13 protein-coding genes and 1 pseudogene are annotated in these 13483 nt (G+C 67.8%); 7 read left to right on the top strand and 7 right to left on the bottom strand.

The window, feature by feature from the left end:
• Both AC4D12_RS08000 and AC4D12_RS07995 read right to left on the bottom strand, forming a co-directional pair.
• Window positions 1-677, bottom strand: a pseudogene (locus AC4D12_RS08000) (hypothetical protein); the annotation flags it as partial.
• 138 nt (window positions 678-815) lie between these two features.
• Window positions 816-983, bottom strand: coding sequence for a hypothetical protein (locus AC4D12_RS07995; protein WP_490949359.1), 168 nt, complete (start codon window positions 981-983; stop codon window positions 816-818).
• Window positions 984-1404: 421 nt separating this feature from the next.
• On the opposite strand from AC4D12_RS07995, the gene AC4D12_RS07990 reads away from it, so the two are divergent.
• Window positions 1405-2448: an SDR family oxidoreductase gene (locus AC4D12_RS07990; protein WP_490949358.1), complete on the top strand. Its 1044-nt coding sequence runs from the start codon at window positions 1405-1407 to the stop codon at window positions 2446-2448.
• A gap of 31 nt (window positions 2449-2479) precedes the next feature.
• Here the strand turns inward: AC4D12_RS07990 and AC4D12_RS07985 are convergent, their stop codons facing one another.
• On the bottom strand, window positions 2480-2782 hold the full coding sequence (locus AC4D12_RS07985) for a hypothetical protein (RefSeq protein WP_490949357.1): 303 nt from the start codon (window positions 2780-2782) through the stop codon (window positions 2480-2482).
• A gap of 373 nt (window positions 2783-3155) precedes the next feature.
• On the opposite strand from AC4D12_RS07985, the gene AC4D12_RS07980 reads away from it, so the two are divergent.
• Complete coding sequence (locus tag AC4D12_RS07980) at window positions 3156-4346, top strand: RtcB family protein (RefSeq protein ID WP_490949356.1); 1191 nt, start codon at window positions 3156-3158, stop codon at window positions 4344-4346.
• Between the two features lie 214 nt (window positions 4347-4560).
• Here AC4D12_RS07980 and AC4D12_RS07975 read toward each other — a convergent pair whose 3' ends face one another.
• The 3 genes from AC4D12_RS07975 to AC4D12_RS07965 all read right to left on the bottom strand — a co-directional run bounded on the left by AC4D12_RS07975 (window position 4561) and on the right by AC4D12_RS07965 (window position 6520).
• On the bottom strand, window positions 4561-5475 hold the full coding sequence (locus AC4D12_RS07975) for a hypothetical protein (protein ID WP_490949355.1): 915 nt from the start codon (window positions 5473-5475) through the stop codon (window positions 4561-4563).
• Between the two features lie 112 nt (window positions 5476-5587).
• A complete protein-coding gene (locus AC4D12_RS07970; RefSeq protein WP_490949354.1) occupies window positions 5588-5971 on the bottom strand; it encodes an STAS/SEC14 domain-containing protein in 384 nt (127 codons plus the stop codon).
• A gap of 186 nt (window positions 5972-6157) precedes the next feature.
• Window positions 6158-6520, bottom strand: a complete 363-nt coding sequence (locus tag AC4D12_RS07965) for a hypothetical protein (RefSeq protein WP_490949353.1) — start codon at window positions 6518-6520, stop codon at window positions 6158-6160.
• A gap of 262 nt (window positions 6521-6782) precedes the next feature.
• On the opposite strand from AC4D12_RS07965, the gene AC4D12_RS07960 reads away from it, so the two are divergent.
• Together AC4D12_RS07960 and AC4D12_RS07955 are read left to right on the top strand one after the other, a co-directional pair.
• Complete coding sequence (locus AC4D12_RS07960) at window positions 6783-7862, top strand: App1 family protein phosphatidate phosphatase (protein ID WP_490949352.1); 1080 nt, start codon at window positions 6783-6785, stop codon at window positions 7860-7862.
• Between the two features lie 35 nt (window positions 7863-7897).
• Window positions 7898-8815 carry a methylenetetrahydrofolate reductase gene (locus AC4D12_RS07955; RefSeq protein ID WP_490949351.1) on the top strand — a complete coding sequence of 306 codons (918 nt, stop codon included), beginning with the start codon at window positions 7898-7900 and terminating at the stop codon, window positions 8813-8815.
• 30 nt (window positions 8816-8845) lie between these two features.
• Here the strand turns inward: AC4D12_RS07955 and AC4D12_RS07950 are convergent, their stop codons facing one another.
• Complete coding sequence (locus tag AC4D12_RS07950) at window positions 8846-9781, bottom strand: LysR family transcriptional regulator (RefSeq protein WP_490949350.1); 936 nt, start codon at window positions 9779-9781, stop codon at window positions 8846-8848.
• A gap of 199 nt (window positions 9782-9980) precedes the next feature.
• Here AC4D12_RS07950 and AC4D12_RS07945 point away from each other — a divergent pair, with 199 nt between their 5' ends.
• The 3 genes from AC4D12_RS07945 to AC4D12_RS07935 are packed head-to-tail and all read left to right on the top strand — an operon-like array spanning window position 9981 to window position 13407.
• A complete protein-coding gene (locus tag AC4D12_RS07945) occupies window positions 9981-11408 on the top strand; it encodes an NAD(P)/FAD-dependent oxidoreductase (RefSeq protein WP_490949349.1) in 1428 nt (475 codons plus the stop codon).
• Window positions 11405-12130, top strand: coding sequence for a DUF1365 domain-containing protein (locus AC4D12_RS07940; RefSeq protein WP_490949348.1), 726 nt, complete (start codon window positions 11405-11407; stop codon window positions 12128-12130). Before AC4D12_RS07945 ends, AC4D12_RS07940 begins: the two co-directional genes overlap by 4 nt.
• Window positions 12127-13407, top strand: coding sequence for a class I SAM-dependent methyltransferase (locus AC4D12_RS07935; RefSeq protein WP_490949347.1), 1281 nt, complete (start codon window positions 12127-12129; stop codon window positions 13405-13407). Before AC4D12_RS07940 ends, AC4D12_RS07935 begins: the two co-directional genes overlap by 4 nt.
• The last annotated feature ends 76 nt before the right edge of the window (window positions 13408-13483 follow it).

Raw genomic sequence — 13483 nt, 5'->3', positions numbered from 1 at the left:
GGTGCGGGTGCCACGGTCGGTGCCGTTGTCGGTGTGGGAGTGGGAGTCGGTGCCGGTGCCGGTGCTGTCAGGGACTGCACCCAGAACTTGGCTCCTTCGTCGCTCCAACCTGATTGGCGCAACGTCAACCCCTCGGACACCGATGCGCTGTAGCGGTGCTTGGATCCGTTGAAGTACCGCCGCACCTCCACGCCGCAGGCGACGGGAGACAGTGATGCGTAGAACTCGACGTTGTGGCGTTGGAAACCGTGGCGCGTCTGTACGATTTCGAACTCGTCCGTGCCGGGCATGTCGGGCAGGAGCAGGAAGTTACCGTCCTTGAACATGCGGTGGATCGGAACGAGGCCGACCGCAGGAGTGGCTCCTGCCTTGAATACCGGTCCCCGAAGCTGCGTGAAGCCCGAGTACCGCGCGGCCATGGGCACTTCAGCGGTGTTCGTGGTGAGCAGCGACGCCGTCGTTGTCGGGTTGATGCTCTGGTACACGGACTGCGTCATTGGTGAGCACGCCGTGGTGGCGCCGACGGCAGGCGAGCCTGCGACGGCCTGAAGCAGAGCGAGGGGGGTGAGGGCGGCGAGGAGCAGGGCTGTCGTGGAGCGCCGGGACGCGCTCGGGTGTACCGTCCTGCGACGCGGAGAGGATGCGGACCGTGAGAACTGGTCCTTGAGAAGTGACATGTAGACCTCGCAGAGTGGCGTGTCCCCAGCGGACACCTGCAGATCATGGCACCGGCCGCATTACGTACTTCAGGTTCTGCAGCTAATCTGCAGAAAGCCTGCGCGGTGGGCGGGCCGTATCTGTCGGATGCGCAGTATTCACCCCTGAAGTAACCACAGCTCTGCCTCGTCGCGGTCCGTGAAGAAGCGGATGTCAGCGGAGGAGCGCACGGTGAAGGCGGTGGGCATCAGGTCGACGTCGTCCGAGCCGCGAAGGACGTCGGTCGCGTCGATCAGTAGGCGATGCGCCCAGCTCAGCACGAGCACGGGCGGGGAGAAAAGTCAGGTGGAAGCGCTCGTAGAACTCCTGGCAGATATCGAGTGCGGTTCGTCTCGCGGTTGCCGGGAGCAGCGTCCGCTTCGGTGTCATTGACCCAACTCGCGCTGACCCACCAGAATCTACCGCCGAGGTGTGTCGGGCGGAGCTGTTGCTCGGATTATTTGTCTCGTTCGAGGAGACAGACGGCCAGCGGAGTCGAGGTATATCTCGGTGATCGATCCTGCGGTTTTCGGGGCTTCGAACGGCACCTGACCGGGACGGCGGAAGCGTCATCGGACACATGAAGCACACGTCGGCCGGCCGCGCATCCTCCTCCTTCCATCGAATCGCGTTGAAGTCCTGACCCGGCCGTCCGTACGGTCATGGAACGAGCGGGCGGGCAGGCCGTCCGGAGCGTCGGAGGGTTGTATGCGGATCAGGAACAGCGTCGTGGTCATCACCGGGGCAGCGAGCGGGATCGGCCGTGCCACGGTACTTCGCTTCGCCCGCAGGGGTACGAACCTCGTGCTCGCGAGCAGACGGGTCGAGGCGCTCGAATCCCTCGTGGCGGAGTGCACGGCCCTCGGGTCACGAGCGCTAGCAGTGCCGACGGACACCTCCGAGTACGACGCGGTGCAAGAACTGGCCGCTCGCGCCGTCGAGGAGTTCGGACGCATCGACATCTGGGTCAACAATGCGGCGGTCGCCGTCTTCTCTCCCTTCCTCGAGGTGCCCATGAGGGACTTCGAGCGCGTCATCGACGTCAACCTACTGGGCTACGTGTACGGCTCACGGGCGGCTCTGGAGCGCATGCAGGACCAGGGGTCCGGCGTCGTGGTCAACGTCGCGTCGATCGTGGGCGTGATACCGCAGCCCTACACCTCCGCCTATTCCGTCTCGAAGGCCGCCGTCCGCGCCCTCGGCGTCAGCCTGCAGTCGGAGCTGACGCTCGACCGGAAGAAGCGCATCCACGTCTGCACGGTGCTACCTCCGACGATCGACACACCGTTCTTCCATCACGTCGCCAACTACACGGGCAGGCGAGTGGTCGCCATGCCGCCCGTGTACTCGGCCGATCGGGTGGCCAAGGCGATCCTCGGCGTGGTCGAGTCGCCGACCCGTGAGCTCGCGGTGGGCCGCCTCGGCAGGTCGATGGTCAGGCAGCATCGGATCATGCCTGGCCGGTTGGAGAGAGTCATGGCCCATCAGGTGGAGCACACGCACCTGTCGAAGAAGGAACCCGCCGACGACTCCAGCGGTGCGCTCTACGGCCCGTCGCTCGATCCCGACAACGCGCGCACGACCGGTGGGTGGGGTGGAACGAGGCGCACCGTGCAGCGGACCATGCTCACAGGTGCCCTCCTCGGCGCGGGCGTCGGCGCTGTCGCCGTCGCCGGGCCGCTGAAACGTGCCACCCCTGCCGCAGTGCGGAAAGCGGCGTCGGTCATGCGCCTTCTCGTTCCCGGCGTCTGATTCGTCCCCGTCCAGTGACTCTCGGATCCATTCACTTTCGGGCGAGGTCCGCTCTTGGTGAGAGGCACTCCCGTTCCGCCGTACGGAGTCCTGCGGCGGTCACGATGAATTCGACCTCGACGATTGAATTCGTGAATTGGGGCTTTACACATGTCCACGACGTGGCATAAAGTATTATCCGGACGAGCGAAACAAGCCGTCGAAGCAGACTGGAGAGAATGGAATGAGCGTCAGGATGTGTGTCGCCGCGGCGAATCGCCGATTCCTCCTGCCTGCTGCCGACCTCGCGCTCGTCACCCTCCTCGAAGAATGCAAGCCTGGCTACGCCCTGCATAGTGTGAACCTGCGGCACCGGAGCGTCTCGACCTAGCTGATCCTGGAAGGGTCACGGTCGTTCCGGGTAAGTCCAGCCCGGAACGGCCTTTTTCGTTGTCCTGTTCAATGTGTCGACATTGTGTCAGAAGACTTGAGCATTTCTCGGCGCGCGTGAATAAGGACAAACATTTCCTGTATCTCGATGAATTCGGATGCCGTCGCGCCTGAAAACTGTCGCGGACATTTTCTCGCGATAAGCGATTGCTCATTATCGACGTCCTGGAAGCCGGGGCACGTCGGTCCAACATTCTGAAGGTCACCCGTACCGGGCCGAAACCTTCATTCCCCCGACCTCTGTGTCGAGGGTGATCAGCCTTCAAGGAGGCAGCACCATGGATCTACCTGTCACACTCAGCGGCGCGCGAGCGTCGACCCTCATGTGGGCTCCGGAGAGCGACATCGAGCCTGCCGCTCTTCAGCAGCTGCGCAACATCGCGGAACTCGAGCACGTGTACGGTCTGCGGGTGATGCCCGACGTCCATCTCGGCAAGGGCGCGACGGTCGGGTCCGTGATCGCGATGGAGAGCGCCATCTCGCCGTCCGCCGTCGGTGTGGACATCGGTTGCGGCGTGTCAGCGGTCCGCACGTCGTTGACCGCGGAGGACCTGCCCGAGGATCTCAAGCCGCTCCGCCTGGCCGTCGAGGCGACCATACCGCTCGGCTTCCGCGGTCACGAGCAGCGGTTGGACCTCCGGCGCCTCGGCGTCACCGATGGTCTGGACGTCTTCTGGCGCCGCTTCAAGGATCTTCACGGTGGCGTCCAGAAGCTCGAGTCGAAGGCCCACTCACAGCTCGGCTCACTCGGCGGAGGCAACCACTTCCTGGAGATGACCCTCGACGCCGACGACCGCGTCTGGCTGACCCTGCATTCCGGCTCGAGGAACATCGGCAAGGAGCTCGCCGAGCGGCACATCGCCATCGCCAAAACGTTGCCGCAGAACAGGGACCTTCCTGACCGGGACCTCGCCGTGTTCCTCAAGGGCTCGGCCGAGATGGACGCCTACCGGCGTGATCTCGAGTGGGCGCAGGAGTACGCGCTGCGATCCCGCAAGATCATGATGGAGCTGTTCAAGGACACCGTGCGGAAGGCCTTGCCGACCGCCGACGTCGGCTTCGACACGGAGATTTCCTGCCACCACAACTACGTCGCGGAGGAGGAGATCGACGGTCGCTCTATGCTCGTCACCCGGAAGGGCGCCATCCGGGCTGGGTCCGGCGACCTCGGCCTGATTCCCGGGTCGATGGGTACCGGTTCGTACATCGTGCGCGGGCTCGGCAACCCGGCGTCGTTCCAGTCGGCGTCGCACGGCGCCGGCCGCCGCATGAGCCGGAACAGGGCGAAGGCGACGTACACCGTGGAGGACCTCGTCGAGCAGACCCGCGGTGTGGAGTCACGGAAGGATGCAGGGATCGTCGACGAGATTCCCGGCGCCTACAAGGAGCTCGGTGCGGTCGTCGCGGCGCAGTCGGACCTCGTGTCGGTGGTTCAGCACCTGCGCACCATCCTGTGCGTGAAGGGCTGAGCACGCCGTGTTCATCGAGTGGCGGTGCGGCTTTGGTCGCACCGACCCTCGGCGATCTTGGCGGACGACGACGTGATCGGGGGCATGCTGGTCATCAGCGTATGCACACCGGGCATCAGGCGAACCGTCGTCCTGCTCTGCGTAGTAGGCGACGACTTCCAGAACTTGATCGCTCCCAGCGCTGGGACACATCACCTTCAAGAGGTCCGCGGTGTCAGGTGCCTGCTTCCAGGATGCGCGTCGCTGCACGCTCGGCGTCGAGCTGATGAGCCGACATGACCTCTCCCGGCAGGAATCCGCCAGCCCTGATCATCGATCTGATCTCGCTGACGCTGTGGGGCTGGGGAGCGCGGCCGTGCGCGACGACATGGCACGTGGGGCACAACGGGACAAGATCCACCAGCGGATCGGGCTCGAAGGACGCGCCGACGAGTTCGGGCGGCGTGATGAGGTGGACCTGCACGATGTCGGCGCCCGCGGGGCCGTACGTCTGCTCGCCGTCGAGATCGCAGCCGTGGCAGACAGAGCCACGTGCGGCCAGGGTCCTGCGGCGGAGGTCGTCGTCGGTTTCGAAGCGGTTGTCCGGACGACGCATCACTGCTGCTGCGGGGAGTGAGCCGGGGACGGGCGAGGTGCTCGCGATCGCGGCCGCTACGTTGCTCGACCACAGCAGGCGCAGAGCGGCGTCGGCCGCTTCGGAGAGCTCCTGCGCGGTGAATGACGTACGTCCGGTCGAGGGGTCGGGCAGCTCATACGCTGTCATCACTGCCTCGGCCGGTATCTCGTCACCGCGCTGTAGCAGCAGGTCCAGGTCGATCAGCAGCCACAGCTCCTGGACAGCTGCTTCGTCCGACACACGTGCGTCTGCTCGCCCGGGTTCATCGGCGTCGCGCGACGCCGGTGCGCCGGGTGTCGTTCCGGCGAGGATCCCGTGCCCGATGAGGCCTGCCTGCTGCGCGCCCGCTGCCCCGATGATGAGCCAGACGTCCACCCCTGGCTGCGCGTCGAACTCCGGCGCGGCCGGCCAGGGCATCCGGAGGATCCCGGTGCGGTGGACCGTGTCGACGTCCTCCACGTACGTCCCCGGCCATGGCCGGGCCTCGTTCCAGATGAGCAGGACGGCGGTCATGGTCCTGAGTGTTGCACGTGCAGGCTCCTGGACGCCGAAGAGGGGCTGACGGCTTTCGCCGTCAGCCCCTCGGTGCGCGGCAGCCGGGCCGTATCTGTCGGATGCGCAGTATTCACCCCTGCAGTAACCACAGCTCCGCCTCGTCGCGGTTCGTGAAGAAACGGATGTCAGCGGAGGAGCGAACGGTGAAGGCGGTGAGCACCCGATCGACGTCGTCCGCGCCGAGAAGGGCTACGCGCGAGCGGTCCGGGAGATCCAGCACGGCTTTCCGGGCGTCCCAGGTGATTTCTTTTGGCTGCGAGAGCTCCACGAGCACCGGGAGCTTGTCACCTCCGGAGGCGCGTACCGCTGCTAGGGCGAGGAGGACGTCCGTCTCGTCGATGACGAGGCGATGCGCCCAGCTCAAGACGAGCACTGGTGGCAGAAGCGTGACGTGGAAGCGCTCGTCCACGTCACAGGACCCCGACGACGTGGGGGAGTAATCGTTCGTCTTCATGGTGAGACCGCTTCCTGGGACCTGCTCCAGCGGCAGGAAGAGGCGGGCGTCGGGCCATGTCATCCCTGCTGATCGAGCTGCAGGGCGCGTCGATCAGCACCTATTCGGAGCTCGGTCCCGGGTGGATAGGTGCTCAGTCGACGAAGTAGTTGATGCAGGCCGAGCGGCGTGCCGGACGGGCCGAGGTCACAGCTCCCAGGCGCGTTCGTCCTGCCACAGTCCGAGGTCGTCGAAGCGTGCGATGAGGTCGCTGACCCCGTCGGCCAGGACGGGGATGTCGTCCTCGACGGTGATCAGGGGCTCATAGTGGCGCAGCTCCGCCATCTCGTTGGCGAAGTGGATGGCCCGCGCATGGTCCGAGGTCAGTCCTGCCCCACCGGCCGCGACGGCCTCGAGTGCGCTCTGGGCCCTGCCGAAGCGGATCGCGTGCGCGAGGTCCGCCGCCGTCGTCGTCTCATCGAGGACGCGGCCGGCCTGCCAGCTCTGGAGCGGCGCCCCCTCCTTGAGTCGGACGACCTCTGTCGTCGTCGCGTCCCATCCAACCGCCATGTCGTCCCCCGGTGCTCGTCAACCGGTCCGTCGAGCTGACGGATCGGAATCCCAGAGTCCCAGCCGGGGGAGTCGGGGGACAAGACCGGCAGGCCTCCGGGCCCAGGTTGTGGCCGTGCCGTGACCTGTGATCCAGGTGTCCACTGGTCTGGCCACTGGGCCGTCGGCACTCGTTCCGACGGCAGGCACCGTGCCAGACTGAACGCATGCGCCTCAGCTCCGAATGCCCTTCCTGCCCGTGCCGCGCCGGTAAGGCCTCCCGATGAGCCCCGGGCGCGACGGCGGGCATCTCGCCATGAGGCTCGATGACGCCTGGCTCCGCTTCCAGACACGGCTCGCAGTGCGCCGTGGCAGGATCGAGACCGTCATCCCCTACACGGGGTACGGCTCGACCTCGTGGGTGCGCGTGCTCGCGCGCGTGGTCCTCAGCGATCCGAGGGACACCGGCCGCGTGTCCGACGACGGTCCGCTCAAGCCCCTGCAGGAGGGCATGAGGGGATGGCGCAACTTCACCAGCGCACCGGTGGCACACGCCGTCGTGCACGTGACGATCGGGGACACCGTCCACGACGTCGAGGCCGACCGCGGAGGTGTGGTCGATGCCCACATACCGGTCACGCTCGATGCCGGCTGGCACACCATCACCCTCCAGTCCGGGGAATCGCGGACGGTCGAGGCGCCCATCAGGATCGTCGCCGACGGGACGACGTTCGGCGTCGTCTCCGACATCGACGACACCGTGATGGTCACCGCGTTGCCGAGGCCGTTCCTCGCCGCCTGGAACACGTTCGTCCTCGACGAGCACGCCCGGACACCGACGCCGGGCATGGCGGTGCTCTACGAGCGGATCGTGCGGACCCTCCCGTCCGCTCCCGTCCTGTACCTGTCCACCGGAGCGTGGAACGTGGCGCCCACCCTGTCACGCTTCCTGTCCCGCAACCTGTACCCTGCCGGACCGAAGCTGCTGACCGACTGGGGTCCGACGCGTGACCGCTGGTTCCGCAGCGGCCAGGAGCACAAACGCACGGCGCTCGAGCGCCTCGCCGAGGAGTTCCCGCACATGAAGTGGCTCCTGGTGGGCGACGACGGACAGCACGACGAAGCCATCTACTCGGAGTTCGCGCAGCGGCATCCGGAGAACGTGCGCGCGATCGCCATCCGGCAGCTGTCCGTGGGCGAAGCCGTCCTGGCCGGCGGGCGCTCGAAATCGGGGGTCCTCCCTACGCCTGGCATCCCATGGGTGTACGCCTCGGACGGCGCGGGGATGTCCGCCCGCCTCGAGGAACTCGGGATCGTCGAGAACAGCGTCAAGTCAGCGGACGTGCCGGAGGAGACGACCTGAGCTCGCTCCGGCATGACGCCGAGGGCCACGGCGCGGTGGGGGAGCCCGCGCGCCCACCGACGAGCTATCCCGCACTCTCCTACGAGCTCTTCCCGCCACGCGACGCCCAGGCGGAGGACGCCCTGTGGACGACGGTTCGTCGGCTCGAAAGGACCCGGCCGGATTTCGTCTCGGTGACCTACGGCGCCGCAGGCAGTAACAGGGACACCGCCGTCGCCCTCCTGAACCGCCTCCTGACCCAGACGGACCTGCGACCGCTCGCCCACCTGACCTGTGTCGGCAGTACGCGGGCCGAACTCGAGGAGATCGTCGACCGGCTGATCGTGGGCGGTGTGCGGGGCATCCTCGCCCTGCGCGGGGACGCACCCGACGGGACGGATCCGCGTGAGGGCGACCTCCAGCACGCCGACGAGCTGGTCCGGCTGATCCGCGAGGTCGAGGGGCGGAGGACGGCGCAGCTGGCAGCGGGCAGGGTGGCCGTCGGCGTGGCGGCCTACGCCACGCGGCACCCGGAATCGGACAGTCTCACGCAGGACGTCGAGGTGCTGCTCGCCAAGCAGGGAGCAGGGGCCGACTTCGCCATCACGCAGGTCTACTTCGACACCGCGGACTATCCGCGGCTGCTGGAGCGAGCGCATCGTGCCGGTGTGACCATCCCGATCATCCCCGGCGTCATGCCCCTGACCAGTCCGCGACGCATGAGGAAGCTCGCGGAGCTCGGCGGTGTGGAGGTCGATGAGACGCTGGTGGGTCGCCTCGATGCCGCATCCGAGCCCGAGGAGAGGCGGCGCATCGGCACCGAGGCGACCGTGGCACTCGCGCGGCAGGCACTCGATGACGGCGCCCCGGGCCTGCACCTGTACACGTTCAACGAGCACGTGGCCGCGCTCGCGGTCCTCGACGCCCTCGACCTGGCCCGTCCGCCCGAGGCCGGGGTCATGGGTTCGCTCTGATTCCTGCCCCCGCGGGCAACGGCCGACCCGTCAATTCCCGTGACCGCCGCTGCTCGGTCCGATGCTCCGTACCGCGAGTATCTCCGCGAGCTGATCCATGAACAGCCGCACGCGCGCCTCGTCCGCGTCACCCGTGCGCAGCGCGAAGATGCTCCGGGCCAACCGGATCTCGGGGACGTCGAGGGAGACGATGCCCTGCGGTGCCTCGACCATGGCGAGATCGGGGACCAGCGCCGCGCCGAGCCCGGCGGCGGCGAGTTCGAGGCTGGCGTTGAAGTCGTCACAGTAGGCCACCACCCTCGGGTGGAGGTTGCAGCTCGCGAAGAGCCGCTCGATCACCGTCGCGTCCGCCGTGCCGGGATGGTGCATGATCCACGGCATGTCGGCCAGCTGGTCCGGGGTCACGCGGGAGCCGGCGCGGACGCCCCACATCGCGGGCAGGACGACGCGGAACTCGTCGTCGCCGATCCATTGGCGACGGAGCGTCGTCGGCCAGGCCAGCCCCGCCTGACCCACCTGGTAGACGAGCGCCAGATCGAGGTCGCCGCCCTCACGCAGGCCCTGGATGGTGTGGCCCGGCTCGCCGACGAACACGCGTAGTGACACCCCGAGTCGCTGCCATTCGGGTGTTGCCAGCAGCCGTGGCAGCGCGAAGGTGGCGAGGCTGGGGAAGATCCCGAGTCTCAACTCGGCCCCCTGGGCCGTGCCCGCCCGCGCGGTCGACGCCAGGAGCGCCTCGATGTCCGTGAGCACCTTCGTGGCGTGCCGTGCCATGGCGACCGCGGCGTCGGTCGGGACGGCGCTCCGCGCCGAGCGGACGAAGAGGCGTGCTCCGGTGTCGCGTTCGAGGGCCGCCATCTGCTGCGAAACCGCCGACGCGGTCAGGCCGAGGGCAGTGGCCGCACCGGTGAAGGTGCCGTGACGGATCACCTCGAGCAGGGTGCGGAGGTGTATGGGATTGACCACCTACCACCTGCCTTTCGAACGGTCCAGCACGATGGTGTGCTGCAGAAACCGCTTGCACCAATCCCGGCCCCATGTAGTAGCGAACTTCTTCCGATTCACACTCTGCAGCAGCGCCATCCGATCACGCGGTACGGGGCGGCCTGGAGCGAGTCCGCGGCACCCGCCGTGAGGATCACCGGAACAGCCCGCAGGAGACGAGATGCCCGAAGACACGACGCCCGACGTCGAGCTTACCGATGGTGACGCGAGCGTCGGCCGCCGCCGCGTGGCGGTCATCGGCAGCGGCGTCTCCGGACTGACCGCCGCGTGGGTGCTTCGGTGCGACAGCGCAGTGACACTCTTCGAGGCGGACGACCGCCCGGGCGGGCACGCCCACACCCACCAGGTCGATCTCGCGGACGGTTCGACCACGGGCGTCGACACCGGTTTCATCGTCCACAACGACCGGACCTACCCCACACTCCTGCGGCTCTTCGAAGAGCTCGGCGTACCCACACAGGACTCGGACATGAGCATGTCCATCCGCTGCGACGGCTGTGGCCTCGAATACGCGGGTGCCAAGGGAAGGCGCGGTGTCTTCGCCCAGCCCGGCGTGCTCCTCCGCGGACGCTACCTGAGGATGCTGCTGGAGATCCTCCGCTTCCAGCGGGCCGCGCGGGCGCTGCTCCGCCGCACCGCGGGGACACCCGGCGAGGACGCGGACGCGACCCTCGGTGACTTCCTCGAGGCCAACGCCTTCAGCGATTACTTCACCTCGCACTTCATGACGCCGGTGGTGTCCGCTGTCTGGTCCTGCGACCCGGCGACGGCGCTCGCCTACCCGGCCCGCTACCTGTTCTCCTTCATGGAGCACCACGGCATGCTCACCATCAAGGGCTCCCCGCAATGGCGCACCGTGACGGGCGGGTCCGCGGAATACGTGCGGCGCGTCGTCGACCGGCTCGACGACGTCCGGCTCGCCAGCCCGGTCACGTCCGTGCGGCGCACCGCCGACGGCGTGCTCGTGACTTCTCCCGCCGGCACCGAACTGTTCGACGCGGTCGTCGTCGCGACCCATCCGAACCAGGCCCTCGCCCTGCTCGACGGGCACGGCGACGGACACGGCGACGGGCACGGTGACGGAGGGGGCGGGAGCGACAGGGATCGTGCATCCCTCGCCGCGTCGGTGCTCGGGACCATGCCCTACTCGGTGAACACGACGCAGTTCCACACCGACGAATCGGTGCTGCCGCATGCGGAGGGTGCCCGCGCGTCCTGGAACTACCGGCTGCCCTCCTGCGACGCGACGCCGGACCGCGTGCTCGTGTCCTACGACATGACGCGGCTCCAGCGTCTCGAGGGGCGCACCAACCACCGTTTCATCGTCAGCCTCGGCGAAGGCGAACTGATCGATCCGGCCACGGTGCTGAAGACCATGGTGTACGAGCATCCGCAGTACACACCGGAGTCGCTCGCCGCGCAGGCCCGCCTGGGAGAGCTCGGCGACGAGCGCATCGCGTTCGCCGGCGCCTACCACGGGTGGGGCTTCCACGAGGACGGGGCCCTGTCCGGCCTGCGTGCCGCCGAGCGGATCGGTGGGACCTGGGACGGCAATCCGGCCACCGAGCGCGCCACCGTGCGGGCATGAACGCCTTCCTCTACCCGACCGTGATCCGTCACGTCCGGCGCTCACCGCTGCGCAACGAGTTCACCTACCGGAGTTACACCTGGCTCGTGGATCTCGACGACCTGCCCGTGCTGCCCGTGTGGCTCGCACCCTTCGCGCGATTCCTGCCCGAGGATCACCTCGGTGACCCGGACCGCACCATCCGGCAGAACATCGCCGAGTTCCTCCGCTCCGAGGGTCGGCACGACGACGGCGGACGGGTCACGATGCTGGCCGGCGGCCGCGTCCTCGGCCGGGTGTTCAACCCGCTGTCGCTCTTCTGGTGCCACGACCGCTCCGGCGCCCTCACCGCCGTCGTCGCCGAGGTGCACAACACCTACGGCGAGCGCCACTGCTACCTCCTCGACGTCGACGACCGCGGTGCCGCACGCACCGAGAAGCGCCTGTACGTCTCGCCGTTCAACCCCGTGGAGGGTGAGTACGAGATGCGCGTACCCGAGCCGGGCGAGAAGCTCGGTGTCGCCGTCGTCCTGCACCGGGAGGCCCACGCACCCTTCACCGCGACGATGACGGGCCGACGCCTGCCGGCGACGACCTCCACGATCACGAAAATGGCGCTCGCGGTTCCTGTCGCCCCGTTACGCGTGGTCGTCCAGATCAGATGGCAGGGGATTAGACTCTGGCTGCGGCGGCTGCCCGTCAGCCCCAGGCCGCGTCACCAGCACCAGGAGGCCGTTCGATGAGCACCACCGTTGTCCCCTCGCAGTCCGGGGTGGACCCGGCCGTCTGGCCCGGCATCGCCGGTGTGCCGAGCGGCCCGAGGAACAGGATCGCGGCCACCGTGGCCGAGAAGATCTTCACGGCTGCGGTGAACACCCTCCAGCTGCGGGTCATCTACGACGACGGGACGATCTTCGGCGCGCCGGGGGGCGGCGCGCGGCCCGAGATGCGCATCCACCGCCCTGCGGACTTCTACGCGCGGCTGGGCGACAACGGGCTGATCGGGCTCGGGGAGTCCTACATGGCGCTGGACTGGACGGCGTCCGACCTCACCGAGGTGATCGAGGTCTTCGCGGCGCGCGCCGCGCACCTGGTTCCGGTGCCGCTGCAGAAACTGCGCGGACTGTATCTTCCGAAGCCGCCGCGCAGGGAGCGCAACAGCACCGCCAACACGCGGTCGAACATCTCCCGTCACTACGACCTCTCGAACGAGCTCTTCGCGTTGTTCCTCGACCCGACCATGTCCTACTCCAGCGCCCTCTTCGACGCGACGGGCAAGGACCTCCTGAACGTCGAGTGGGACGACCTCGCGGATGCGCAGGGTCGGAAGATCGACCGGCTCCTCGACCAGGCCCAGGTCGGCGCGGGGTCGCGCGTCCTCGAGATCGGGACCGGCTGGGGCGAGCTCGCGCTCCGGGCCGCCGGCAGGGGGGCCGAGGTCGTGTCGGTGACACTGTCCAGCGAACAGAAGGAGCTGGCCGAGCAGCGCATCAGTGAGGCGGGGCTGTCCGATCGCGCGCGGGTCGAGCTGAAGGACTACCGGCTCGTCGAGGGCCAGTACGACGCCGTGGTGTCGGTCGAGATGATCGAGGCCGTGGGATTCGACTACTGGGGTGTCTACTTCCAGACCATCGACCGGGTCCTGGCACCGGGCGGGCGCGTAGCCATCCAGGCCATCACCCTGCCCCACGAGCGCATGATGGCCACCCGCCGGTCCTACACGTGGATCCACAAGTACATCTTCCCGGGCGGGTTCATCCCGTCGGTCCGCGCCATCGAGGACGTCACGGAGCGGTACACCAGCCTCCGTGTCCGCGAGCGGCTGTCCATGGGGGACCACTACGCCCAGACGCTCCGGCTCTGGGAGGAACGCTTCCTCGCCCGCCACGAGGAGGTGCACGCGCTGGGCTTCGACGAGACGTTCGAGCGCATGTGGCAGTTCTACCTCTGCTATTCGAGGGCCGGTTTCCAGGCGGGGTACCTCGACGTCCAGCAGTTGATCTTCGATAGACGGCCCTGACACCACCACTACCTCCACCACGCCGGGCGGACGCTCGGCGAGTCCGCTGCTCCACCCTCGTGAGAAAGAACTCCCC

The sequence above is a fragment of the Arthrobacter sp. TJ-266 genome, from assembly GCF_058269115.1.
The sequence above is the reverse complement of the archived record's forward strand: the minus strand, read 5'-3'. Positions and strand labels throughout refer to the sequence as shown.

Coding starts and splice junctions, on each gene's coding strand:
- AC4D12_RS07960 (WP_490949352.1), top strand. CDS start 6,783: ATGAGCCCCGGGCGCGACGGCGGGCATCTCGCCATGAGGCTCGATGAC.
- AC4D12_RS07980 (WP_490949356.1), top strand. CDS start 3,156: ATGGATCTACCTGTCACACTCAGCGGCGCGCGAGCGTCGACCCTCATG.
- AC4D12_RS07975 (WP_490949355.1), bottom strand. CDS start 5,475: ATGACCGCCGTCCTGCTCATCTGGAACGAGGCCCGGCCATGGCCGGGG.
- AC4D12_RS07940 (WP_490949348.1), top strand. CDS start 11,405: ATGAACGCCTTCCTCTACCCGACCGTGATCCGTCACGTCCGGCGCTCA.
- AC4D12_RS07945 (WP_490949349.1), top strand. CDS start 9,981: ATGCCCGAAGACACGACGCCCGACGTCGAGCTTACCGATGGTGACGCG.
- AC4D12_RS07985 (WP_490949357.1), bottom strand. CDS start 2,782: ATGCAGGGCGTAGCCAGGCTTGCATTCTTCGAGGAGGGTGACGAGCGC.
- AC4D12_RS07935 (WP_490949347.1), top strand. CDS start 12,127: ATGAGCACCACCGTTGTCCCCTCGCAGTCCGGGGTGGACCCGGCCGTC.
- AC4D12_RS07970 (WP_490949354.1), bottom strand. CDS start 5,971: ATGAAGACGAACGATTACTCCCCCACGTCGTCGGGGTCCTGTGACGTG.
- AC4D12_RS07990 (WP_490949358.1), top strand. CDS start 1,405: ATGCGGATCAGGAACAGCGTCGTGGTCATCACCGGGGCAGCGAGCGGG.
- AC4D12_RS07965 (WP_490949353.1), bottom strand. CDS start 6,520: ATGGCGGTTGGATGGGACGCGACGACGACAGAGGTCGTCCGACTCAAG.